This window comes from Vibrio chagasii (assembly GCF_024347355.1).
GTDB classification, from domain to species: domain Bacteria; phylum Pseudomonadota; class Gammaproteobacteria; order Enterobacterales; family Vibrionaceae; genus Vibrio; species Vibrio chagasii.
Genome location: NZ_AP025465.1, coordinates 517,029 through 540,964, shown reverse-complemented (window position 1 = coordinate 540,964; position 23,936 = coordinate 517,029). Strand labels below are relative to the sequence as shown.

The 23,936-nt window shown below is 45.2% G+C and carries 17 protein-coding genes and 1 other annotated feature; of the genes, 6 read left to right on the top strand and 11 right to left on the bottom strand.

The window, feature by feature from the left end:
• Window positions 1–35 precede the first annotated feature (35 nt).
• A complete protein-coding gene (gene ung, locus OCV52_RS02375) occupies window positions 36–716 on the bottom strand; it encodes a uracil-DNA glycosylase (protein ID WP_137408232.1) in 681 nt (226 codons plus the stop codon).
• Window positions 717–1,091: 375 nt separating this feature from the next.
• Window positions 1,092–2,000: a deoxyribonuclease IV gene (nfo, locus tag OCV52_RS02370; RefSeq protein ID WP_170222461.1), complete on the bottom strand. Its 909-nt coding sequence runs from the start codon at window positions 1,998–2,000 to the stop codon at window positions 1,092–1,094.
• Between the two features lie 326 nt (window positions 2,001–2,326).
• Between nfo and grcA the strand changes: the two genes are divergently transcribed.
• Window positions 2,327–2,704: an autonomous glycyl radical cofactor GrcA gene (gene grcA, locus OCV52_RS02365; RefSeq protein WP_004739575.1), complete on the top strand. Its 378-nt coding sequence runs from the start codon at window positions 2,327–2,329 to the stop codon at window positions 2,702–2,704.
• A 95-nt stretch (window positions 2,705–2,799) separates the two neighbouring features.
• Here the strand turns inward: grcA and OCV52_RS02360 are convergent, their stop codons facing one another.
• From OCV52_RS02360 to thrA, 4 genes are all read right to left on the bottom strand, one after another.
• The gene (locus OCV52_RS02360; protein ID WP_008224348.1) at window positions 2,800–3,459 is read right to left on the bottom strand and encodes an NADPH-dependent FMN reductase; all 660 of its coding nucleotides are present in this window, start codon (window positions 3,457–3,459) and stop codon (window positions 2,800–2,802) included.
• A 169-nt stretch (window positions 3,460–3,628) separates the two neighbouring features.
• On the bottom strand, window positions 3,629–4,915 hold the full coding sequence (gene thrC, locus OCV52_RS02355; protein WP_102423582.1) for a threonine synthase: 1,287 nt from the start codon (window positions 4,913–4,915) through the stop codon (window positions 3,629–3,631).
• A complete protein-coding gene (thrB, locus tag OCV52_RS02350) occupies window positions 4,912–5,868 on the bottom strand; it encodes a homoserine kinase (RefSeq protein WP_137408244.1) in 957 nt (318 codons plus the stop codon). Before thrB ends, thrC begins: the two co-directional genes overlap by 4 nt.
• A 17-nt stretch (window positions 5,869–5,885) precedes the next feature.
• Window positions 5,886–8,345, bottom strand: coding sequence for a bifunctional aspartate kinase/homoserine dehydrogenase I (gene thrA, locus OCV52_RS02345; RefSeq protein WP_137408233.1), 2,460 nt, complete (start codon window positions 8,343–8,345; stop codon window positions 5,886–5,888).
• Window positions 8,346–8,374: 29 nt separating this feature from the next.
• Window positions 8,375–8,493 (bottom strand) — a sequence feature (Thr leader region).
• A gap of 318 nt (window positions 8,494–8,811) precedes the next feature.
• Here thrA and OCV52_RS02340 point away from each other — a divergent pair.
• Complete coding sequence (locus tag OCV52_RS02340; protein WP_032498815.1) at window positions 8,812–9,270, top strand: ribonuclease regulator; 459 nt, start codon at window positions 8,812–8,814, stop codon at window positions 9,268–9,270.
• A 63-nt stretch (window positions 9,271–9,333) separates the two neighbouring features.
• On the opposite strand, the gene OCV52_RS02335 is transcribed toward OCV52_RS02340, so the two are convergent.
• A complete protein-coding gene (locus tag OCV52_RS02335; RefSeq protein WP_061033359.1) occupies window positions 9,334–9,819 on the bottom strand; it encodes a putative 4-hydroxy-4-methyl-2-oxoglutarate aldolase in 486 nt (161 codons plus the stop codon).
• 52 nt (window positions 9,820–9,871) lie between these two features.
• Between OCV52_RS02335 and OCV52_RS25625 the strand changes: the two genes are divergently transcribed.
• Window positions 9,872–10,024: a ribonuclease activity regulator protein RraA gene (locus OCV52_RS25625; protein WP_137408245.1), complete on the top strand. Its 153-nt coding sequence runs from the start codon at window positions 9,872–9,874 to the stop codon at window positions 10,022–10,024.
• Window positions 10,025–10,396: 372 nt separating this feature from the next.
• Window positions 10,397–11,113: a two-component system response regulator ArcA gene (gene arcA, locus OCV52_RS02330; RefSeq protein ID WP_004741534.1), complete on the top strand. Its 717-nt coding sequence runs from the start codon at window positions 10,397–10,399 to the stop codon at window positions 11,111–11,113.
• A gap of 119 nt (window positions 11,114–11,232) precedes the next feature.
• On the opposite strand, the gene OCV52_RS02325 is transcribed toward arcA, so the two are convergent.
• From OCV52_RS02325 to OCV52_RS02310, 4 genes are all read right to left on the bottom strand, one after another.
• Window positions 11,233–11,676, bottom strand: a complete 444-nt coding sequence (locus OCV52_RS02325; RefSeq protein ID WP_137408234.1) for a hypothetical protein — start codon at window positions 11,674–11,676, stop codon at window positions 11,233–11,235.
• 7 nt (window positions 11,677–11,683) lie between these two features.
• Entirely contained in the window at window positions 11,684–14,035 is a 2,352-nt protein-coding gene (gene arcB, locus OCV52_RS02320) for an aerobic respiration two-component sensor histidine kinase ArcB (RefSeq protein WP_137408235.1), read from the bottom strand.
• A 150-nt stretch (window positions 14,036–14,185) separates the two neighbouring features.
• Window positions 14,186–15,937 (bottom strand): sensor domain-containing diguanylate cyclase, encoded by a 1,752-nt coding sequence (locus OCV52_RS02315; protein ID WP_137408236.1) that lies wholly within the window; start codon window positions 15,935–15,937, stop codon window positions 14,186–14,188.
• Window positions 15,938–16,028: 91 nt separating this feature from the next.
• A complete protein-coding gene (locus OCV52_RS02310) occupies window positions 16,029–16,982 on the bottom strand; it encodes a TIGR01212 family radical SAM protein (RefSeq protein WP_137408237.1) in 954 nt (317 codons plus the stop codon).
• A 530-nt stretch (window positions 16,983–17,512) separates the two neighbouring features.
• On the opposite strand from OCV52_RS02310, the gene gltB reads away from it, so the two are divergent.
• Window positions 17,513–22,060: a glutamate synthase large subunit gene (gene gltB, locus OCV52_RS02305; RefSeq protein ID WP_137408238.1), complete on the top strand. Its 4,548-nt coding sequence runs from the start codon at window positions 17,513–17,515 to the stop codon at window positions 22,058–22,060.
• Entirely contained in the window at window positions 22,060–23,529 is a 1,470-nt protein-coding gene (locus tag OCV52_RS02300; protein ID WP_102425685.1) for a glutamate synthase subunit beta, read from the top strand. The genes gltB and OCV52_RS02300 overlap by 1 nt, the downstream gene beginning before the upstream one ends.
• Window positions 23,530–23,936: the final 407 nt, after the last annotated feature.

Here is a 23,936-nt window from a genome sequence, read left to right as displayed (position 1 = left end):
AGTTATGATTTGACCCTGCTCAGAAAACAACCAACCTACACTTCTGCAGGTAGGCGCCAGTCGATAGGTTGCTGATCCATAGAAGAAAGTAGTTTGTTAGCCGTTGAAAAATGCTGGCAACCAAAGAAACCGCGACGTGCCGACAGCGGTGAAGGATGAGGTGCAGCTAACACATGATGTTTCTGTGTGTCAATCGCTTGGCCTTTCTTCTGCGCATTCGCGCCCCACAACAAGAAAATAATCGGCTCAGAACGCTGGTTCAGCTCTGCAATAATGGCATCGGTAAAGGTTTCCCAGCCACATTTGGCATGTGAGTGTGCTTGTGCCTCTTCTACTGTTAAAACAGTATTCAACATCAACACCCCTTGTGATGCCCAATCTTCAAGGTAACCATGGTTAGGCGCTTCAAAACCTTCGATATCTTGTGCCAGTTCTTTGTACATGTTGCGTAGAGAAGGCGGGATTTTAACGCCGGGCAATACAGAGAAGGCCAAGCCGTGTGCTTGATTAGCACCGTGATAAGGGTCTTGTCCTAGGATAACCACTCGTACAGACTCAAAGGGCGTCATATCAAAAGCGCTGAATACCTGCTCTTGAGGTGGGTAGATGGTTTTCCCACTATTTCGTTGCTGTTCGACGAAAGCGAGAACACTTTGGAAGTACTCTTTCTCACGTTCGTCATTAATAATGGATGCCCAAGTCTTTGGTGTGCTCATCGTTTTACTTCCCAATCATCATGGTTTCTAGGTTTCGCCAGTCAAAAAATAGCTGTATCGGCTACTAGTTATACCTCATACAGCTATCAATAAACATGATGTGTAGGGTTCATTTGTTGATGAATCATAATAATCAGTTCAAGTTGTGTTGATCTCGATTAACCGCTTTTCTGCTGAGTACGATGGTGACCATGGCTATGCACGTGACGATTTGGAGTCGGTAAACGACGAGCGGCAGAAACAGTTGAAGTTTGGGCTTTTGAATACATAAAGGCACCTCCTATAAGACATCGTGAACTACATATTCACTTAGTAGCTATGAAATAAAGGTGCCAATTCTTATAAAAAGAGGAAAATTAATTTTCCCCTCTATTATTACGCCTCTCCCGTCGCTAGCGTTGCTGAGCGATGAAACATTCTAAGCTTTTGAATTTCCTCTTTCCAAATCGTCGAATCAATCGTTTCTAAGATAAGAGGGATTCCGTTAAAGCGGGAATCTGAGGCAATATACTCAAAACAATCCCAGCCAATTTCGCCTTTTCCTAAAGAATGGTGTCTATCAACTCGGCTCGCGAACTCAGCTTTTGAATCATTGATGTGCATTGCTCTTAGATAGTGCATACCCACGATGCGGTCAAATTCAGCGAAAGTGTGTTCGCACGCTTCTTTTGTTCTTAGGTCATAACCCGCTGTAAAGGTGTGGCAGGTGTCTAAACACACGCCAACACGCGATTTATCTTCTACTTGCTCGATAATCTCTGCTAGGTGCTCAAACTTCCAACCCAAGTTAGTGCCTTGGCCTGACGTATTCTCGATCACCGCCATCACATCAGGAACTGCTTGATGGGCGAGGTTAATCGACTCTGCGATTTTCGCTAGACACTCAGTCTCAGAGATCTTTTTAAGATGGCTGCCAGGATGGAAGTTCAAAAGCGTTAACCCAAGCTGGTTACAACGTTCCATCTCATCAATAAAGGCAGCGCGTGATTTCTCTAGTTTCTCTTCTTCTGGTGCGCCGAGGTTAATCAAGTAGGAGTCGTGAGGAAGAATGTGCTCCGCTGAAAAGCCCAACATTTTGCAGTTGGCTTTAAAGGCGCTAATAGTTTTCGCCTCTAACGGCTTTGCAGCCCATTGCCTCTGGTTTTTAGTAAACAGTGCAAACGCATTAGCACCTATCTCTCGAGCTCTCATTGGAGCCTGATCAACACCACCGGCTGCCGACACATGAGCGCCAATAAACTTAATATTTGTTTCAGGTTTTGACGATGAAATTTTGTTTGTCATTAAATCACTTCACACTTTCAGAATGCATAATAAATAAAGGGCCGTATCGGTTACCGCTCAATAAAAGCGCAATAAATGTAGTAAAATTACAACAAATATAACCGTTAAATATTTTTTATAGTTTAAAATATTTTGTAATTAGTTTGTTTTCAAAGGTTTTATTGATTTACCTCAAAATAATCACCTTTGTAAAAATATGGTTTTTGGTTGTTTTTTGACTTAAACCAATGTTAACCTCACAAATATTAGGTATATATTACCCAGCTCAATAAAAATCGAAAGTTAACACCATAATCAAACCACATTCAGTGGACTAGGAGATAGTTATGATCCAAGGTATTCAAATTACTAAAGCAGCAAACGACGACCTACTAAACTCAATCTGGCTACTAGACAGCGAAAAGAATGAAGCTCGTTGTGTTGCAGCTACTGCTGGTTTCGAAGCTGACCAAGTTATCCCAGCTGCAGACCTAGGTGAATACGAGAGCCGTGAAGTTGCTATCGAAGCAGCACCACGTATCGAAGGTGGTCAACACCTAAACGTTAACGTTCTTAAGCGTGAAACACTAGAAGACGCAGTTGCTCACCCAGAGAACTACCCACAGCTAACTATCCGTGTATCGGGTTACGCTGTACGTTTCAACTCTCTAACAACTGAACAACAACGTGACGTTATCGCACGTACGTTCACTGAGTCTCTATAATCTCAGAAACTAGAGTGTTAAAGATTTAAAAAGCTTGGTCAGAGATGACCAAGCTTTTTTCGTTTTTATGGCGCTCACATTTGCCTATACACCGGCTACGGCGCATTTCGCTGAGAAGGGTCTTTAGTAAAGGCCTTGGCTAACGTTGTAGGATCCACTTTGTCTCTCTGTAACGCTGCACCTTGTGCCCACCACATCAATTGATGGAAGGTTCGGTTCATGTATTCATCCCATTGAGCTTGCTCTGACTCTTGGGCAACACAACCCTCTTCATCAAAGACTTCTTGTGCTTTAGGCAGATGAATCATCGCAGAAACCGGCAAACAACCGAGTTCAGATAAGAAGGTTCGCATCGAAACCGACGCTCTTGCCCCACCCCACTGCCCTGCAGAATACGTCACAATCGCACTCGGTTTATATGAGAATAACGAGCTACCAAAATGGTTAAGAATATTGGCCAGTGCTGGGCTCATTGAATGGTTATATTCCGGGCTTACCATCACGTAGCCATCAGCTTTGGCAATCTTATCGGCTAACTCCGCAAGATGTGCAGGTACTTTGGAACGATGGTAAGAAAACTCAGGCTTAAATACGTCACCAAAGTCGTAATCCAGTGGGTCGATAATCTCAACCGTATGATCTGAGTGTTTATTCGTTAGTAGTTTTGCACACGCCTTGCTGACTCTCATTCCTAATCGAGCAGGTCTTGGTGGTGTACTCTCACGTACAGAGCCAAGGAAAATCAAAAAATTCATACTATCCCTTTCCGTTGAGCTTGGGTTAAAACTATTAACCAGATAAACCATTTAACCCGAGGAAATGACCTAAATAAAGTTAACTTTATAAGCTATTGGGCAATAAAAAAGGTGAATGACTGCTCATTCACCTTTCTCTTAACCATCAGGTCCTACACGCAAATAAAAATTACGCTGGTTGAACTCGACGTAGTACTGCTTTTAGTGCTTCAAAATCATTATCTAAATCTTCAGATAACAACTCCATTGCAGCGTGTTTAGCTAGCGGACCTGGCAGTTCAATGTCTGAACCTAGGATATCATCAACCACTTCTTTGAACTTCGCTGGGTGCGCTGTACATAGGAACAAGCCAGTTTCACCCTCTTGCAACTGTTCATCCAATAGACGGTAAGCGATAGCACCATGTGGCTCACAAAGGTAACCTTGCGCTTTAAGGTCACGTACTGATTCAGCGCTCTGCTCGTCAGATACTTTACCTTTGCCCAGTGTATCCAAGCCCCAGCCTTTCAGTTGGCAAAGCTCTTCGATACGTGGCCAGTTGTTTGGTTGGCTCACATCCATTGCGTTCGATGTTGTCGCAACTGTCGGTTTTGGAGCCCACTCGCCAGTTTCTAAGTAACGAGGAACCGTGTCATTTTCATTGGTAGCGGCGATAAAACGCTTCACTGGTAGGCCAAGCGCTTTCGCTAATAGACCCGCAGTTAGGTTACCGAAGTTACCACTTGGTACAGAGATAACCAGGTTTTCACGCTGCTCTTTGGTTAGCTGAGAAGCTGCCTCAAAGTAGTAACAGATCTGAGCCATCAGGCGGCTGATGTTGATAGAGTTTGCTGAGTTAAGACCAATCTCTTCACGCAGTGCTGCGTCATCAAATGCATCTTTTACTAGCGCCTGACACGCGTCAAAGTCGCCATCAATCGCTACCGTGTGGATGTTCTTACCCAGCGTACAGAATAGCTTTTCTTGTAGCGGGCTGATCTTGCCTTTCGGGTAAAGAATCACAACGTTGATGTCTTCCATGCCGTAGAAAGCATGCGCAACGGCTGCACCAGTATCACCTGATGTTGCTGTCAAAATAGTGATTTGACCGCCATTTGAAACTGCCGCAAGAGATTGCGCCATGAAGCGACCACCAAAATCTTTAAACGCCAGTGTTGGGCCATGGAAAAGCTCAAGTGCGTAAACACCATCTTTTACTTGGTTGATTGGCGCAGGGAATTGGAACGCTGCATCCACCATTTGATCAATCTGCTCTTTCGGTAGTTCATCACCGATAAGTGCCGACAAAATCTTTGAGCTACGAGGGACAAAATCCTCTGCTAGCAGCGCATCGATATCATCAAACTTTGGCAGTTCAGATGGGAAAAATAGACCTTGATTGCGACCTAAGCCTTGACGAACGGCTTGGCCAAAAGAGACTTGTTCATCATTTTCTTTGATGTTGTAGAGTTTCATAACTCACTTCCTGTAACGATCGAACCTTGCTTATCTAGGCGACAAACGTGAACGAATCCTTCTTCATTTTGTACGTAATTTTGTTCTAACCAGCGTGCAACACGCTCGGCGACATCTTGTTCTTTGCAAATGCTAAATAGAGTTGGGCCACTACCAGAAATGCCAGTAGCCAATACACCTGCCGACAGCGCGTATTTACGTGCGTCAGCAAACCCTGGAAGCAGTTTCTCACGATATGGTTCAGCGATCACGTCTTTGATCATCTTCGCTGCCAGTTCAGGTTGGCCTGAGTGACACGCGTGGATAAAGCCCGCTAAGTGGCGACCATGAGCAATGATATCCTGACGACGGTACTGAGATGGTAGGATCTCTCTCGCTTCAGCCGTAGATACTTTAATGCCCGGATAAGCCATCACCCAGTACCAGTCATCAAAGCACGGCACTTCTTGGCTAATGATGCCTAGCTCTTCAAGCATGAGTTGCACACCACCAAGGTAGCAAGGTGCTACGTTGTCGTAATGCACACCACCTGAAATTTTACCTTCCATCTCACCCATTAGGGCAAGCAGTTCAGTTTCATTCAGTGGCTGACCATGAAAACGGTTTAGCGCATCAAGCGCCGCGACGATTGAACATGCACTTGAACCTAAACCAGAACCGATAGGCATGTTCTTTTCTAGCGTCATTTCCAGTGGCTTAAGCGCAACGCCTTTTTTATCTAGCTCTCTAGAGAACACCACCCAGCAGTCGTAGACGATGTTTTCTTTCGCTTCAGTTGGCAGCTTAGAAACAAAGCTGCCAGCTGTTTTAAGTGAGAATGGTTCATCACCTGCTTTAACCATAACTCGGTCACCCAGCAGTGTGCCATCCACTGGAGACACAGCGGCCCCCAGCACATCAAACCCTACACTGACATTACCGATTGATGCAGGAGCATAAACGACAACATCCATATCACTTGAACTCATTCCTAAACTCCTAATTTCCAACCAAGAGTACGCATCACATCAGAGAATACGCCTGCTGCTGTTACTTCAGTACCAGCGCCGTAGCCACGAAGTACTAGTGGGATTGGTTGGTAGTAACGGCTGTAGAATGCTAGCGCGTTCTCGCCATCTTTAATCTTGAACATTGGGTCGTCGCCATCAACAGCTGCGATACGAACCTTACATTTACCATCGGCGATCTCACCAACATAACGAAGTACTTTGCCTTCTTCTGCTGCGATAGCTGATTGCTCTTGGAAGTAAGTGTCCGCTTCAGGTAAGCGAGCCATGAACTCTTCAACCGTACCTGAATCATCAAAACCTGGTGGTAGAGCTTGATCAACTTCTACATCTTCAAGCTCAAGTGCCATGCCAGCTTCACGAGCAAGGATAAGTAGCTTACGCGCGACATCCATACCAGATAGATCGTCACGAGGATCCGGTTCAGTAAAGCCGTTGTCTTTAGCAATGTTGGTTGCTTGGCTTAACGTCATACCTTCATCAAGCTTACCGAAGATGTAAGAAAGAGAACCAGACAGAATGCCGTTGAATTTCTCAAGCTCATCACCTGCAGAGATTAGGTTCTGTAGGTTTTCGATTACTGGTAGACCTGCGCCTACGGTTGTCTCGTACATCAGCTTGCGACGTGAGTTACGTGCGACTTCACGCAGCTGATGGTAGTAAGCCATGCTTGCTGTGTTTGCTTTCTTGTTCGGTGTGACTACGTGGAAACCTGCTGCTAGGAAATCAGCATACTGCGCCGCAATATCTTCGCTAGACGTACAGTCAACCAATACAGGGTTGATGATATGGTTACGTTGAACAAGAGCGGCTAAGCGAGCGAGGCTGAACTCTTCTGTCGCACTCGACATGCGATCACGCCACTGTTCTAGTGGTAAGCCTTCACTGTCTAGCAATAAACCTTTGCTGTTGGCTAAACCACATACGCGAATCACGATGCCCTTTTCAGCCAGTTTGCCTTGCTGACGTTGGATCTGGTCAACAAGTTCGCCACCAACACCGCCAACACCAACAACGAATACGTCAAGGAAGTGCTTGGAGTTAAATAGGTTCTCGTGACACGCTTTGATTGCTTCTGAAATTTTATCTTCAGGGATAACCGCAGAGATAGCGCGCTCAGATGAGCCTTGTGCAATCGCAACAATGTTCACGTTCACTTCAGCTAAAGAAGAGAAGAACTGAGAAGCAACACCTCGTGAAGTACGCATGCCATCGCCCACCAAGGTCACGATAGCAACGTCATCCATGAACTCAACTGGCTCTAGCAGGCCATCTTTAAGCTCAAGTTCAAACGCTTCTGATAACACTTGCTTAGCTTTTAACTTATCAGCCGACTCGATACAGAAGCTGATGCTGTACTCAGAAGACGATTGAGTAATAAGAACAATAGATACGCCAGCCGAAGACATCGCACCGAATACGCGGCTCGCCATACCAACCATACCCTTCATGCCTGGGCCCGATACGTTAACCATCGTTAGGTCACTTAGTGTCGTGATGCCTTTGATTGCTAGGTTATCTTCGCCAGTGTCTTGACCAATCAAAGTACCAGCACCTTGTGGGTTAAAGCTGTTTTTGATCAGACAAGGAATGTGGAATTGTGCGATAGGAGCAATAGTTTTCGGGTGTAGAACCGAAGCACCAAAGTAAGAAAGCTCCATTGCTTCTTGGTAGCTAAGTGATTTAAGCAGACGGGCATCATCAACTAAGCGCGGGTCACAGTTGTAAACGCCATCGACATCAGTCCAGATTTCACAGCAATCTGCACGTAGACACGCCGCTAGCACAGCTGCTGAGTAGTCAGAGCCATTACGACCAAGCGTGACTAGCTCACCTTTTTCATTACCAGCAGTAAAGCCCGGCATGATGTTAACGTGGCCTTTCGGAAGTGGTGATTGTTGGAAGTTCTGTGTAGAGACATCCACATCGACCATAGCTTCAAGGTGATCGCCTTTAGCATATAGGTATTGAACAGGGTCAATCAGGCTTGCTGGTTGGCCTTTCGCTTCCAACACTGCTTTCATTAACTGGATAGAGATTCGCTCACCTTTACTGATGATGCGAGCGTTGACGTGGTTTGGGCACATTCCAAGTAGATTGATGCCATTCACGAACTGCTTTAGCTGAGCAAGAGAAGTATCCACCTGCTCTTGGAACGCAGAACCATCAATTGAAGGTACGACCGCTTTGATCTCTGCAAATAGTGCATTAAATGAAGATGCGATCTCTGTAATCTGTGCGTCAGCTTCACCATTTTTTAGTGCAGCTTCAATAACAGCGACCAACTTATTGGTTGTTTTTCCTGGAGCCGATAGTACAACGGCTAGCTCTTCTTGCTGGGCATTATTAGCGATGATATCAGCCGCTCGTAAAAAACGATCTGCATCAGCTAATGATGAACCTCCAAACTTTAAAACGCGCATCCCTTTCTCCATAAGTCATAAAAATGGTACAAAAAAAGGCCTGTATCTTGTTGGATACAGGCCTTTTTTTTAAAATCCGTTACTTAGCAGCCTGCCCCAACAATGTTAATGTCGGTAATAATAATGGTTGTGGTCATTACTAGGTGGCTTATGTGCTGCATATCAAATTCTCTGCTTGTGCTTTACTCTACGTGTATCAATTTTTACCACTAGACGTCAATGAAAAGTTGCGTTTTTTTTACATTCAGACCGTTTTTCAGAGCAAACCGTCATTTCAGTGATAAAACATCCAGTGTGCACCGACAATTCGAAGATACAGTTTGATTAACGAACAGATAAAAGCAATCAATTTCATATAAGGTCATAACAAAATGCTATATCGATTGTTCAGCAAGCGTACAAGAACTGTGCTTTAATTGAACGATAACGTTCAAAGAACAATAATAAATGACATCAGGAGTGGGAAGTGAAGAGATTACTTATTCTTTTAGCCTTTGCTATGCCTGTTGTTTGTTCTGCGAATAGCTTGCCTTTATTGCCGAGTCAAATTGATCGTTCGGCCCACAAGTTCTTTATTTCATCTCAAAACGCATCCAACGAAAGTTTCGATACTTGGAAAGTCGACAGCGGTTACGCGTACAGCTTATTCGATGACGTGGATGTTTACGTCGGTACACGAATCAACAATGCGTCATTGAAGCATGAAAGTGGATTCTTGAGCGGTGTCAGTTACCAGTTCTCAGAAAGGGTCTCGTTCAACAGTTCTTTGCACACATATAAAGATGAAACAGAAGACAGTGACAAATCTGTTGCGGCTGAGGTGTCAAGCCGAGTGCAACTGACCGACAACTTGGATTTGCATGCCACCCTTGATTACGAAGAGTGGCAGCAAGGTGTCGAAGTAGGACTAGGGTTTCGCTTCTAATCCACAAGCTTAATATCGACGGATAAATTATGATCCAAACATCACCTGAGGATCACTCACCACTTATGATTCAAGCAGTAACTCAGATGAAATTAGCACGCCATTCCAATCGGCATAAATGTAATCTCCAGGCTGAATCAATTGGTTATGCACCGTCAGTGTCACGTTTACTTGGCCTACGCCACGCTTCTCTGTTTTGAATGGTGATGCACCTAGCGCCTGAACACCCAAGTCCATTTGTGACATCATTCCAACATCACGTACAGCACCGTTTACAATCACGCCTTCCCAACCATTCTCTATGGCAAGAATCGCGAGTTGGTCACCAAGCAGTGCTTTTTGACACGAGCCATTTCCGTCAACAACCAATACTTTGCCGCTGCCGTCAGTCTCTAAAACTTCGCGAACCTTCGAATTATCGTGATAACAACGAACTGTTACAATTTTTCCCCAGAACGCACCACGTTGGCCGAAGTTCTGTAATGGAAGGTTAAGTAGGGTGACTTTGCTTTCAAACTCATCACACAAGTCGGGTGTTATATCGTGCATATATCCTCCGTGAGTAAGGCGTACCTGAAATCAGGCGAGCCCCTATGCTTTTATATTGTTATTAAAAATTATTCCTTTGTTTTCATTGTCCTATGCTCAATTTAATACTGAATCAAGGTTGATTGAACATATTTATCTACTAGACTCTAAGGACAGCGTTCAGCTTCCTTGGTTCATAATCAGGTCGTTAGCGGGCGAGATGTGATCACTATCTCGAATAATCATTCTGGTTTTCCTGCTAAATAGTCACCATAACACTGGTTAAGTTGTAGCCATACTATTAAAGTTTGTTGCGATACGGCAATTGATGTAAATCAACAAAGTGAATGGAATTAACATTCTCGCGTTGTTAGCATGCTGTTAACATTATAGAATCCGTTGCAATCACTAAAAGAATGATTGAAAGGCGTACTGGATCTACGTTATTGGGCAATACTTCAAGGAAGGCAGATAGCTGGAAGTAAGTGTTTTTTTGAAAACTTTAAGTTATCATCAAAAATACATTACCTGTATGTTATGTTTTTGCCTAGAATTTATTCTATTAGCACAGTTTCGTCACAAATTTAGGTACCGCCAAATGCAAACCCCGCAGATTCTTATCGTTGAAGATGAGCAAGTAACTCGTAACACTCTAAAGAGTATTTTTGAAGCAGAGGGATATGCTGTTTTTGAGGCTAGCGACGGTGAAGAGATGCACCAAGTGCTATCTGACAACCAAGTTAACCTTGTAATTATGGACATCAACCTTCCAGGTAAGAATGGCCTACTACTTGCGCGTGAACTACGTGAGCAAGCAAATGTAGCGCTTATGTTCTTAACTGGTCGTGATAATGAAGTTGATAAGATCCTTGGCCTAGAGATCGGCGCTGATGATTACATCACTAAGCCTTTTAACCCTCGTGAACTGACTATTCGTGCACGCAACCTTCTTAACCGTTCAATGAGCACAAGCTCTGTTCAAGAAGAGAAGCGCAGCGTTGAGAAGTACGAGTTCAACGGTTGGGTACTAGATATCAACAGTCGTTCTCTGGTTAGCCCAGATGGCGAAGGCTACAAGCTACCTCGTTCAGAGTTCCGTGCTCTACTTCACTTCTGTGAGAACCCAGGTAAGATCCAAACACGTGCAGACCTTCTTAAGAAGATGACTGGCCGTGAGCTTAAGCCACACGATCGTACTGTAGACGTAACAATCCGTCGTATTCGTAAGCACTTTGAATCTGTTTCTGGTACTCCAGAAATCATCGCAACGATTCACGGTGAAGGCTACCGCTTTTGTGGTGACCTAGAAGACTAATTCGATTCGCGTTTCTAGTCGTTTAGCACATAGTGTTTAAACAGTTGAAGCGCAATCAATGGTTATTAAAAAGGGAGAATGCCAACGCATTCTCCCTTTTTTGTTGTGCTGAGTTGAAGTTAGTAAACCGTATCAACCTTAACGTCTTTCTCCACCAGCCACTTCACCGTCTCACCGTCTTTCAGTTCAACCGCAACATCAACCGGCTTTTCGCTGTCGATCTCTAGCTGCCATACAAACGCGACTTCCCACTGAGTCTCGCTGTGCGTTCTTAGATCAAGATCGTCAGCCGTTACTAACAAGGTATCTGAGCCTTGCTTAACGGTCACGCTCTCCACCGCCAGTGTTGCTGGTAATTCTGAATCTGACTCTAGGTAAATAGCGCCATGCAGAGTTTTGTCTTGAGTCTCTCCGATCGTTGGCATCTTGTTGTGCCAAAGGTTGCTTTTCATTGTGACTGTCGCTGCAGATACTTCAACTTGGTTGTCCTGCTGCCACTCAACTTGTGGTGCAGCACAGCCCGCTAATGCCACTACGCATGCGGCGAATGCTAATTTTTTCATTATTCTTCTACCTTTGGTTTAACCAACTCTTTAAGACTTCAATGTCATTCTGGTATTCGTTATTAATCTCATCGACCCAATCTGAAATGTTTTCCCACCAAGCTGGTAGGTCTGGAGATTGAGCTTTCTGAGCCACTTGCTGGATGCGCTTCAAACCAATTGAACCTGCAGCACCTTTAATCTTGTGCGCCTCAGAGACAATACTGGCTTGGTCTTTCGCGACCATGTTGGAGTTCAATATTTCCATATACTCCGGCATCATATCTTCAAACATCACGATGCTATCTAAAACCGGCTTCGGCCCAACAATGTCAACATAAGACTCTAGCATATCAATATCAAGCAAACTGGTGTCAATCGAAGAAATCGTCGGCTTACTCTCCTCTACCTTTTTGGTCGCTCCGGCTTCTTTCACAGCCTCTGGTGCATCCTCGATAAGTTCGCTGATCACATCTTGAATCGCTCTCACGGATAGCGGTTTACTGATCGCTTCATCCATACCTTTCTGGAAGTACTCTTGCTTGTTACTTAGTACATTCGCAGTCAATGCCACTAACGGCGGTAATTGGGTGTATTTCTCACGGTAGTACTGGGCAATATCGAAGCCTGTCATATCTGGTAGCTGGATATCCAACAATACCAAGTCATAGTCTTCTGGGTTGAAGGCAATTTGTGCCTCTTTACCAGTCATCACCACCGTCACTTCATGACCTAGGCTCTCCAACAGAGAGCGCGCAACCGTGATATTGAGTTCGATATCTTCAACCATGAAGATCTTAAGGTTCGACTGTTTTCGAGGTGTCTTAATCAAGGCTTGAGTATCATGATTAACAGGCACACGAATCGAAACCGTGAAGGTACTACCAAAGCCCTCTTCACTGGTTACCTCAATGTCACCATCCATCATGTTGATCAACTGTTTAGAGACAGCAAGACCAATACCGGTTCCCACTGCATGCAAGTTATCGGTGCCTGATTTCACCTGATAGTACATCGCGAAGATTTTCTCGAGCTCACTTTCAGGAATACCAATGCCTGTGTCTTCAACTTCCATAGTGATGTTGGCAAAGTCACCATCAATATCGGCGCTAACAGTCATCACCACGCCACCATCTTTGGTGAACTTCATCGCGTTACTAACAAGGTTCCACAGCACCTGTCTCAAACGAGTACCATCAACTTCAACAGCCACAGGAAGATCAGACAATCGTTCTAAGTCGAACCTCAAATCTTTCTGTTCAGCCATCAGTGCCGAGATACTTTCGATCTCCACAACAAAGTCTTCAAAGTTGATCGGGGTTGGGAATAGCTCAAGCTTGCGACGGTCGAACTTATCCATATCGATAATATCGTTGAAGATATTACCCAGTGTTACAGCGCTCACTTTGATGGTTTGCATCTGTTTGCGCTGCTCACTGGTCAGCTGGCTATCAAGCAACATGCGGCTTAAACCAATAATGCCATTAAGCGGTGTTCTTAACTCGTGGCTAATAGTAGAAATAAAGGTGGTCTTATCGCGACTCGCTTTCTCGATAGACTCTTGGTGTTCTTTGCGTTCGGTAATATCACGACCGAAGCCCACCAAACCAAGATGACGACCATCTTTGCTGTAGAAAGGCACTTTACGCAGTTCGAAGTAGCTCTTACGTCCATCTGGGTACTCAAGCCATTGATCGTAGGTGAGAGCCTGGTTGTCAGCAAAAACTTTCTTATCGGTTTCAACAACTTGCTGAGCGATTTCTTTGCTGTAGACATCCCACGGTGTCAAACCCACCAAGTCTTTTTCTGTCTTGCCAGTCAGTTCTTCAACGGCTCGGTTACAACCCGAGAACACGCCGTCCTCATTACGGTAGTAAATAAGGTCAGGCGAGGCATCGATAAACGAGCGTAGCAGCGCTGTTCGCTCTGCAAGTTCAAGCTGAGTGCGCTCACGCTGAAATACTTCATTCTCGAGGTCATGCATCGCTTCAGCACGCGCCTCTTCGGCCTTTTCACGCTCTTCAATTTCTTGATTAAGCTTCTCGATATTAAGCTGCAACTTATTATTCAGCTCTTGGTCGCGCTCTCGCATGTCGCCAAGTTTAGAGACTAACTTAGCTAAACGCTGACGAGACTCTTCCAGCTGATCAACAACCACTGACAGAAAGTAAACGGCCCAAGGTGTGATCACTAAACCGAAGAATACTGAGCGGACAATGTCGATGTCATCAACATTACCTTTAAGTGCGAGAGTGATGCCGACTTGCACGACAACAGCGAGGGCAACAAGCGCTAAGGCGAGTAAGATAGAAAAGCGGACAATCCCAAGCTTTACGAGTAGATCCACGTAATACTGGGCGAGATTTTTCATGGGTTTCATTTAGCGCTCCATGCGATAAGACTAGCAACATTCTACCCTGTTTGAAGATAGGAGGTAAGCTAGCTACATCACATGCAGCAAGAGAGCTAGGTTATATTGTTTAAAACAGATAACCCAAGTAAATAAAGGCTAAGTCAGTGATAAATTTATTTAGCGAATCGACGATGGATGCACGCTCGAACGATTTCGACCATCAGACTTCGCTTGATAAAGCGCACTGTCGGCTAACGCTACCGCAGACTCCATCTCATCTTCAGGAGTCGGTACATAAGAGATAACACCAATACTGACGGTAATAAACTCAGAAACGGTCGATTTTTCATGGATCAGCCCCAGCTTTAGCACTTCATCATGAATTCGCTGTGCGACCATCAATGCTCCGTCCGCGGTTGTGTTTGGCAGAATAAAACCAAACTCTTCACCACCATAACGAGCCACACAATCTGACGAACGATTCAGTACCTTCTTAAACGCCTGAGAGACTTGAATCAGCGCATCATCACCTTGTTGGTGACCGTAGTAGTCGTTGTAGCCTTTAAAGAAGTCGATATCACACAACATAATAGTAAGTGGTAACTTCTCACGTACATGGTAATGCCACAGGGTCGACAGTTGTTCATCAAAGCGGCGTCGGTTAGAAACCTGAGTCAGACTGTCCATAAAGCTGAGACGCTCAAGCTCAAGGTTTGCCTCTTCCAATTTCTGCTCAGCAAGGTAACGCTCGGTGATATCACGAGCCATGATCAACACACCATTCGTGCTAGATGCTGGATCTCTAAATGGCGACTTCACCACGTCATACCAAGTGTATTCACCATAACTAGAGATCACCTTGTCGATATAACGCAGTGATTTCCCTTGATGAAGCACCTGATGATCGGACTCTGAGATACGCATATACATGCTATTTGGCACCACATCCTGAAGGCGCTTACCGACCAAATCACTGACCTCAGAAATACCAAGCGCTGCCACAAACGGCTTATTACAGGCTTGGTAAACCATGTTTTCATTAAAGATACCGATCGAGTCAGGGCTGGCTTCTAAGATGTTTTGTAAGATGGTGTCACGCTGAGCAAGGGCGACTTCGGTATCTTTACGTTTTTCCATCTCACCACGCAGTTTCTGCTGCATATCGTGCCAGTCGGTTACATCATGGCTAATAGAAAGCGTGCCGATGTTTTCCCCATCCTGAGATAACAACACACTTTGGTAGGTTTCAAGTAGGCAGCTTTTACCATCTTGGTCAGTCGTCCATGAACGTTCACTGACGCGGCCTTTTAAGGCTCCCCCCGAAACGCTCAAAGTGCCCTCTTCCGGGCGACCATGCCAAAACTTCTTGAAGGAGCGGTTGCTTGCTAGTAATTCACCTTTTTGGTCCTTTACATAAATCAACTCAGACAGGGAGTCCAAAGCGGTACGGGCGACATTCAGTTCACGTAGTTCTTGGGATTGCTCTTCATTCGTGTTTTTGTAAGGTGATGCGTGAATCATCCACGCTTTTTTGTTTCTAAAGTGGATCTTACGCCCCACAAGATTGATCTTGAGGGACTCAAATTCAGACAGTGCCCAAAGCGAGTTCTGAGCAAATGATCGAGAGTTGATGTGATTGGTTAAGTATTGACGGAAACTATTTTCGCTTTCCACGGTAGGAAAACGAAAGTTTACGCCAATCTGGCGGATACCAAGCAACTGCATTGCCTGACGGTTGGAATACAAGATCTCGCCGGTCCGGACATCAACGAAAAATAGAGGGGATGGCGTCGAGAGAAGTAACTTTTCAATATGAGACTGATAACGTGAATAAAAATGCCAGCAGATCAGAGCAATCAGCAACATGAAAACGATATAAACACCGTAGCCATACGCTCTGTCCCACAACCAAGTCATTACCAGTTCCATCTACTCTCAATCTATACCATAAAATCTGTGAGGGAAATGTTACCACTATTTGTTGGTTTTATCTGCTGTTACCTACTCTCACTCATTTCTATCAATCAGTTGCGTTTAAAACAGGCAATGTGTACTCGAATGCAGAGTCTGTTTTAATGCCTTGTGCACCGGTTTTATCCAGTGATCGACCTATCTCTGTCATCGCTAGCCAACGGTTCTCACACCATAACGGAGATAGTAACGTAGGGCGTCTTGCCGCAGATGAAACACGATGGTAAACCACGTCCGCTGGCGTACGCTGAATGATATCAGTAGCAATCTCGACATACTCTTCAAGGCTTGGAGCTTCTAGCTTGCCTGCTTTCCATGCCTTGGCCATGGTACTTCCCTCTACGATATGAAGGCCATGAAGTTTGATGCCATCCGTTCCTACCGCTAATACCTTATCTAGTGTTTCCAGGTTATCCGCTTTAGTTTCTTTTGGCAGGCCAACAATAAGGTGAGTACACACCTTAATTCCGAGAGCGCGAGCACGCTGGGTGATCGTTTTATACACCGCAAAATCATGGCCGCGATTGATGCGCTTAAGAGTATCGTTGTTGGCCGTTTGTAAGCCGAGCTCGAGCCAGATCTCGTACCCTTTCTCAACATAACCAGCCAATAATTCTAAAACAGAATCAGGTACGCAGTCGGGTCTTGTGCCCACGCAAAGACCAACGATATCGGCACCAGGTGCTTTTAGCGCCTCTTCATACATATTCTTGAGCACTTGCACCTCAGCATAAGTGCTGGTGTACGCCTGAAAATAAGCTAGATACTTCTTAGCACGAGCAATTTCACCCGCACGATCTTTTAGCTGTTCTGCAATACTCTGAACCTGGGTTTGTTCATCGGCAAAAGACGCCACATTACAAAAAGTGCAGCCTCCACGGCCAATGGTTCCATCTCGATTTGGACAGCTAAAGCCACCGTGCAGCGTTAGCTTGTGAACCTTTTCGCCATAACGACGTTGAAGATCTTGGCCGATAGTGTTGACCAACTCATGTAATTGCATATTTTCAAAGCGCTCAAGTAAATAAGAATGAATATCAGTCTTTTTTTGAAAAAAAATTACATCCCTGCAAAATTCGACCAATTAGTTTACTCAAGGCTTTTTGCGAGCAACCTATCAAATATCAATAAACATGCAAAAAATTCGCTCTATTTGCCTAATGTTGCACATTTGTTAGACATAAAATTCAAAATAAAACGAAAAAAATGGTCTACACGGTTCAACTTTCATTGCAATTCGCCTAGACAAAATTGTAGGATACTTACACATATTAGCTATTTTTGTGTAATTTCTTACAACGAAAACTTGCTAATAAGTCGGTAATATCTAACTCCCACCTATATAAACCACTAGTTTGTGGCTAAAAATAAACGGATATCACCAAGGATTGTTTTTCTCGCAATACTTTTCCTGCGAGATACGGAAAGGATTCAAACCGCCAACACAGGCCGGTTTAGACTCATAAATATAAAAGGACAAGGCTGACTTTATACAAAGAAGTTGCGCCTAGATTTAACTGGAAGGATGTATCTATGGTAGATCAAGAGCAGAACTCACAGGGTCTGTATACTCCTGAACTGGAGCATGACGCTTGTGGTATCGGTTTTGTTGCGCATCTAAAGAATCGCAAATCTCATGATGTAGTAACTCAAGCACTCGATATGCTTGCACGTATGGAACACCGTGGCGGCCAAGGCTGCGATCCGTGTTCTGGTGATGGTGCAGGTATCCTGCTACAGAAGCCGCACGAATTCTTACTTGAAGAAGCCGTTAAGCTTGGAATTAAACTGCCGTCTTTTGAAAAATATGGTGTTGGTGTTGTACTTTTCCCTAAAGATGAACACAAACGTGCACAGTGTCGCGACATTCTAGAACGCAATGCACAACGCCTAGAGTTAGAAGTGATCGGCTACCGTGAACTTCCGACGGACAATTCAATGATTGGTGCTGACCCACTAAGCACTGAACCTCAATTTGAACACGTATTTATCTCTGGCGGCCCTGGTATTACTCCAGAAGAGCTTGAGCGTAAACTGTACGTTCTACGTAACTACACCGTTCGCGTGTGCCTAGAAAGCGTTTCAAATATCGGTGATGACTTCTACATCAACTCTATGTCTTACAAGACATTGGTGTACAAAGGTCAGCTAACAACAGAACAAGTTCCTCAGTACTTCCTAGACCTGCAAAACCCAACTATGGTGACGGCTCTAGCACTAGTACACTCTCGCTTCTCTACCAATACATTCCCACGTTGGCGTCTAGCTCAGCCTTTCCGTTACATCGCACACAACGGCGAAATCAATACGGTTCGCGGCAACCTTAACTGGATGAAAGCGCGTGAGGCGATCCTAGAATCGGATCTATTCACACAAGCTGAAATCGACATGCTACTGCCTATCTGTCAAGAAGGTAGCTCAGATTCATCAAACTTCGATATGGCATTGGAGCTTCTGGTTCTGTCTGGTCGTACTCTGCCACACGCACTGATGATGATGATCCCGGAAGCATGGCAAGAAAACAAAAACATGGACCCAACTCGTCGCGCGTTCTACCAGTACCACGCGAACGTAATGGAACCATGGGATGGCCCAGCTTCGGTATGTTTCACTGATGGTGTTCAAGTAGGTGCAACTCTTGACCGTAACGGTCTGCGCCCTTCTCGCTACACAGTGACAAAAGACGATTTCCTAGTGATGGCGTCTGAATCTGGCGTTGTTGAAATCGCACCAGAAAACGTTGAATACCGTGGTCGTCTACAACCAGGTCGTATCTTCGTTGCTGACCTTGAGCAAGGCCGCATCATTTCTGATGAAGAAGTGAAAGATGGCATCGCAAAATCTCAACCTTACGAGAAATGGGTTGAAGAGAACCTTCTTAGCCTGAAAAAGCTACCAGACGCGAGCAACGAATTTAGCCAACCTTCTCCAGAGAAACTTCTCCACAAACAACAATCGTTTGGTGTGAGCTCTGAAGAAGTGAACGAAATCATTCTACCTCTTGCGAAGACGGGCTATGAGCCACTTTCTGCAATGGGTGCTGACTGGCCGCTAGCGATTCTTTCTCACCAATCGCAGCACCTTTCAAACTACTTCAAGCAGCTGTTTGCACAGGTAACTAACCCACCGATCGACCCGATCCGTGAGCGTATGGTTATGTCTCTGAACACTTACTTAGGTAAAGATCAGAACCTGCTTTCAGAAACACCTGAGCACTGTCAAAAGGTAGAGCTTGAGTCTCCAGTACTGTCTAACTCTGAGTTAGAAAAGCTGCGTGCTATCGATAACGAGCACCTTCAAGCGAAGACCCTAGATATCGTATTCCAAGCAAACGGAGACCAAGGTAAGTTAGAGCGTGCACTAAAACGTATTTGCCAATACGCAGAAGATGCCGTGATTGATGGTTACTCAATCATCCTACTGACTGACCGTGCGGTTAACTCTAACCACGCTGCAATTCCAGCAATGCTGGCTGTTGGCGCGGTACACCACCACCTAATCCGTAAAGGCCTACGTGCTAAGTGTGACATCGTGGTTGAAACGGGTGATGCTCGTGAAACACACCACTTCGCAACACTTCTGGGCTACGGTGCAAACGCAGTTAACCCATACCTAGTGATTGAAACGATTGTTGAACTACAACGTACTAAGAAACTAGACCCGAACGTTCACCCACGTGAGTTCTTCGATAACTACCGTAAAGGTGTTAACGGCGGTCTACTGAAGATCTTCTCTAAGATGGGTATCTCGACACTGCAGTCTTACCACGGTGCACAAATCTTTGAAGCACTTGGTATCAGCAAGTCAGTGGTTGAAAAATACTTCACAGGTACGGTTTCTCGTATTCAAGGTCTAACCATCGACGACATCGCTCGTGAAGTGCTTGTTCGTCACCGTGTTGGTTACCCAGCTCGTGAAATCCCAGCTCAAATCCTTGATGTTGGCGGTGTTTACCAGTGGAAACAACGTGGTGAGAAGCACCTGTTCAACCCAGAAACTATCTCTCTACTTCAAGAGTCGACGCGTAATAAAGATTACGCTCAGTTCAAGAAGTATGCGAAAGCCGTTGATGACCAAGGCGACAACGCAGCAACGCTACGTAGCCAACTTGATTTCATCAAAAACCCAGCAGGCTCTATTCCTCTAGCGGAAGTAGAACCAATCGAGAACATCCTTAAGCGTTTCGCTACCGGCGCAATGAGCTTTGGCTCTATCTCGCATGAGGCTCACTCAACACTGGCTGTTGCAATGAACCGTATCGGCGCGAAGTCAAACTCAGGTGAAGGTGGTGAAGATCCAGCACGTTTCGAACGTAAAGAAAACGGTGACTGGGAGCGTTCAGCAATCAAACAAGTGGCTTCTGGTCGCTTTGGTGTGACGTCTTACTACCTATCGAACGCTGATGAGCTGCAAATCAAGATGGCTCAAGGTGCGAAACCTGGTGAAGGTGGTCAACTACCTGGTGATAAGGTTGATGACTGGATCGGCGCAACCCGTCACTCGACTCCTGGCGTAGGTCTAATCTCGCCACCGCCACACCACGATATCTACTCAATCGAAGATTTGGCTCAGCTAATCTACGATCTGAAAAACGCGAACCGTAACGGCCGTGTCAACGTGAAGCTAGTATCAGAAGCTGGCGTAGGTACGATTGCATCAGGTGTAGCAAAAGCGAAAGCTGACGTGGTACTTATCGCAGGTTTTGATGGTGGTACGGGTGCATCTCCGATGTCTTCTATCCGTCACACAGGTCTGCCTTGGGAGCTAGGTCTAGCGGAAACTCACCAAACACTACTGAAAAATGGCCTACGTAACCGTATCGTTGTTCAGTCAGATGGTCAGATGAAAACACCACGTGACCTTGCAGTAGCAACGTTACTTGGCGCGGAAGAATGGGGCGTAGCAACAGCAGCATTGGTTGTTGAAGGCTGTATCATGATGCGTAAGTGTCACAAGAATACCTGTCCTGTTGGTATCGCAACACAAAACAAAACTCTGCGTGAGCGTTTCGACGGCCGCGTAGAAGACGTAGTGACTTTCTTCCAATACATGGCTGAAGGTCTGCGTGAAGTAATGGCTGAACTTGGCTTCCGCTCTATCGATGAGATGGTAGGTCAATCGCACAAACTTAAAGTTCGTGACGACATCGGCCACTGGAAGTACAAGAATCTCGATCTAACACCTGTACTGCACATTGAGCAGGCTCGTGAAGAAGATGGTATCTACAACCAGACACAACAAAACCACAACCTAGAAGACGTTCTTGACCGTAAGTTGATTCAAGCAGCCATTCCAGCACTAGAGAAAGGTGAAGCCGTGAATGCAACCTTCCCTATCATCAACACAGACCGCTCTGCGGGTACCATGCTGTCGAACGAAATCTCGAAGGTTTACAAAGACCAAGGTTTACCACAACCAATGAACGTTAAGTTCCACGGTAGTGCCGGCCAATCTTTCGGTGCGTTCCTTGCGAAAGGCGTTAAGTTCGAAGTAGAAGGCGACGCGAACGATTACTGGGGTAAAGGTCTGTCTGGCGGTACTTTGGTACTGTACCCAGATGCGAAGTCTTCTATCGTTGCTGAAGATAATATCGTGGTTGGTAACGTATGTTTCTACGGTGCAACCTCAGGTGAATCTTTCATTCGCGGTATGGCTGGTGAACGTTTCTGTGTTCGTAACTCAGGTGCGAAGGTTGTTGTTGAGGGCGTTGGTGACCACGGTTGTGAATACATGACTGGCGGTGTTGCCGTTATCCTTGGCTCAACAGGTCGTAACTTTGCTGCGGGTATGAGTGGCGGTGTCGCTTATGTTTGGGATAAAGGCGGTGACTTCGAAACCAAGCTTAACCCTGAACTTGTAGACCTAGATCCAATTGAACAAGAAGATAAAGATCTTCTACTAGATATGCTAACCAAGCACGTTGAATTCACAGGAAGTGAAGTTGCTCAGTCTTTCCTAGACAACTTTGAAGCAAGTATTGCATCACTGATTAAAGTTATGCCACGCGACTACAAAGCAGTTCTTGAGAAGCGTAAAGCTGAAGCACAACAGGCACAAACGGAAGAAGTGGAGGCAGTATAATGGGTAAGCCTACTGGATTTTTAGAACACGGTCGCGAGCTTCCAAAGAAGCTCGACCCATCGGTTCGTATCGAAGACAACAAAGAGTTCGTACTTAACGAAGAGTTTGGTGACAAGATCAATACTCAAGCATCTCGTTGTATGGACTGTGGCGTACCTTTCTGTCACAGCGGTTGTCCAATTGGTAACATCATCCCAGAATTTAATGACGCGGTTTACCGTGACAGCTGGGAAGAAGCTTGGAACATCCTAAGCTCGACCAATAACTTCCCTGAGTTTACAGGTCGTGTGTGTCCTTCTCCTTGTGAGAGTGCTTGTGTACTAGGTATTAACCAAGACCCAATCACCATCTGTAATATCGAGAAAACGATTGTAGAAACTGCGTACCGTGAAGGGTACGCAAAACCAAAAACGCCTCGCTCTCGCACAGGCAAAACCGTAGCGATTGTTGGCTCTGGCCCTGCAGGTCTAGCCGCAGCTGAGCAGCTAAACAGCGCTGGTCACTCGGTAACGGTCTTTGAACGTGACGAGAAAGTTGGCGGCCTACTGCGTTTCGGTATCCCAGATTTCAAACTAGGCATGGACGTGATTGATCGTAAGATCAACCTAATGGCTGAAGCTGGCGTTGAGTTTAAAGTTAACCAACACATTGGTGTTGATGTTAACGCTCAGCAGCTACGCCAAGAGTTTGATGTGGTATTGCTAACCGGTGGTTCTACGGTTCCTCGTGACCTACCAATCCCAGGTCGTGAATTGAAAGGCGTTCATTTTGCTATGGAATTCCTTGGCCAAAACAACCGCCGCGCAAACGACATGGACCTAAAAGGTGAAGAGATTCACGCTAAAGATAAGCACGTTGTGGTTATCGGTGGCGGTGATACTGGCTCTGACTGTGTGGGTACATCAAACCGTCACAAAGCAGCGAGCATTACTCAGGTTGAGATCATGCCGATCCCACCAGAGAAGCGTCCAGCAAACATGCCTTGGCCTCAATACCCGATGATCATGAAGACCACGACTTCTCACGAAGAAGGCTGTGAACGTCACTGGAACATCTTGACTAAAGAGTTCATCGGTAACGATCAAGGCGAAGTGACCGGTCTACGTATCGCCGATATCGTGTGGAAAGACGCAGCGCCAGGTGAGCGCCCTACTTTTGACGAAGTAGCAAACTCAGAGCGTGTGATTCCATGTGACCAAGCATTCCTAGCGATGGGTTTCCTACACCCAGAGCCAACCGGTGTACTTGCTCAACTTGATATCAAACTGGACGAGCGCGGTAACGTTGCTTCTGAAGGTTACGCAACCAACCAGAAAGGCGTTTTTGCCGCTGGTGATATGCGTACAGGTCAGTCTCTAGTCGTTCGCTGCATTAACGAAGGTCGTGAATGTGCAATTGCGATTGATGACTTCTTAATGGGCAACTCAAACCTAGAAGCGAAAGCCGATTCACTCATGCTTTCCGCATAATATTTCTCGGGCTAACGTCAATGACGTTAGCCTAGAGGAAAAGCAACACCCTTCCTAACTTTTATATTTGGCTAGCACTCGATGCTAGCCTTTTTTCTATCTGGCATTTTGTTACTACAGATGCGCCCTTACTATAAATGTTAAATATCATTAACATTCCCTATTCATATCTAATTGATATCAATCGAGTATTTTAGATTATTACGTGGTTAATCGCGTTTATGCATGATAATTAACCATGAACTTGACCTTAAACACAATTAGCTATACGTTGTAAAACTGGTGAAAATAAAGCCACTGGGTTTTGTTAACACAAAGGATAACGTTGAACTAGCTAAAAAACGGTAAGTTTATAAAAAATAACAAGTACATGAATAGTTAGTCATTTACTGTCTGGATGACAGAGA

Bases quoted from the DNA above. Each gene is read 5' to 3' on its own strand.
- ung (WP_137408232.1), bottom strand. From the start codon at position 716: ATGAGCACACCAAAGACTTGGGCATCCATTATTAATGACGAACGTGAG.
- nfo (WP_170222461.1), bottom strand. From the start codon at position 2,000: ATGACAAACAAAATTTCATCGTCAAAACCTGAAACAAATATTAAGTTT.
- grcA (WP_004739575.1), top strand. From the start codon at position 2,327: ATGATCCAAGGTATTCAAATTACTAAAGCAGCAAACGACGACCTACTA.
- OCV52_RS02360 (WP_008224348.1), bottom strand. From the start codon at position 3,459: ATGAATTTTTTGATTTTCCTTGGCTCTGTACGTGAGAGTACACCACCA.
- thrC (WP_102423582.1), bottom strand. From the start codon at position 4,915: ATGAAACTCTACAACATCAAAGAAAATGATGAACAAGTCTCTTTTGGC.
- thrB (WP_137408244.1), bottom strand. From the start codon at position 5,868: ATGGATGTTGTCGTTTATGCTCCTGCATCAATCGGTAATGTCAGTGTA.
- thrA (WP_137408233.1), bottom strand. From the start codon at position 8,345: ATGCGCGTTTTAAAGTTTGGAGGTTCATCATTAGCTGATGCAGATCGT.
- OCV52_RS02335 (WP_061033359.1), bottom strand. From the start codon at position 9,819: ATGCACGATATAACACCCGACTTGTGTGATGAGTTTGAAAGCAAAGTC.
- arcA (WP_004741534.1), top strand. From the start codon at position 10,397: ATGCAAACCCCGCAGATTCTTATCGTTGAAGATGAGCAAGTAACTCGT.
- OCV52_RS02325 (WP_137408234.1), bottom strand. From the start codon at position 11,676: ATGAAAAAATTAGCATTCGCCGCATGCGTAGTGGCATTAGCGGGCTGT.
- arcB (WP_137408235.1), bottom strand. From the start codon at position 14,035: ATGAAACCCATGAAAAATCTCGCCCAGTATTACGTGGATCTACTCGTA.
- OCV52_RS02315 (WP_137408236.1), bottom strand. From the start codon at position 15,937: ATGGAACTGGTAATGACTTGGTTGTGGGACAGAGCGTATGGCTACGGT.
- OCV52_RS02310 (WP_137408237.1), bottom strand. From the start codon at position 16,982: ATGCAATTACATGAGTTGGTCAACACTATCGGCCAAGATCTTCAACGT.
- gltB (WP_137408238.1), top strand. From the start codon at position 17,513: ATGGTAGATCAAGAGCAGAACTCACAGGGTCTGTATACTCCTGAACTG.
- OCV52_RS02300 (WP_102425685.1), top strand. From the start codon at position 22,060: ATGGGTAAGCCTACTGGATTTTTAGAACACGGTCGCGAGCTTCCAAAG.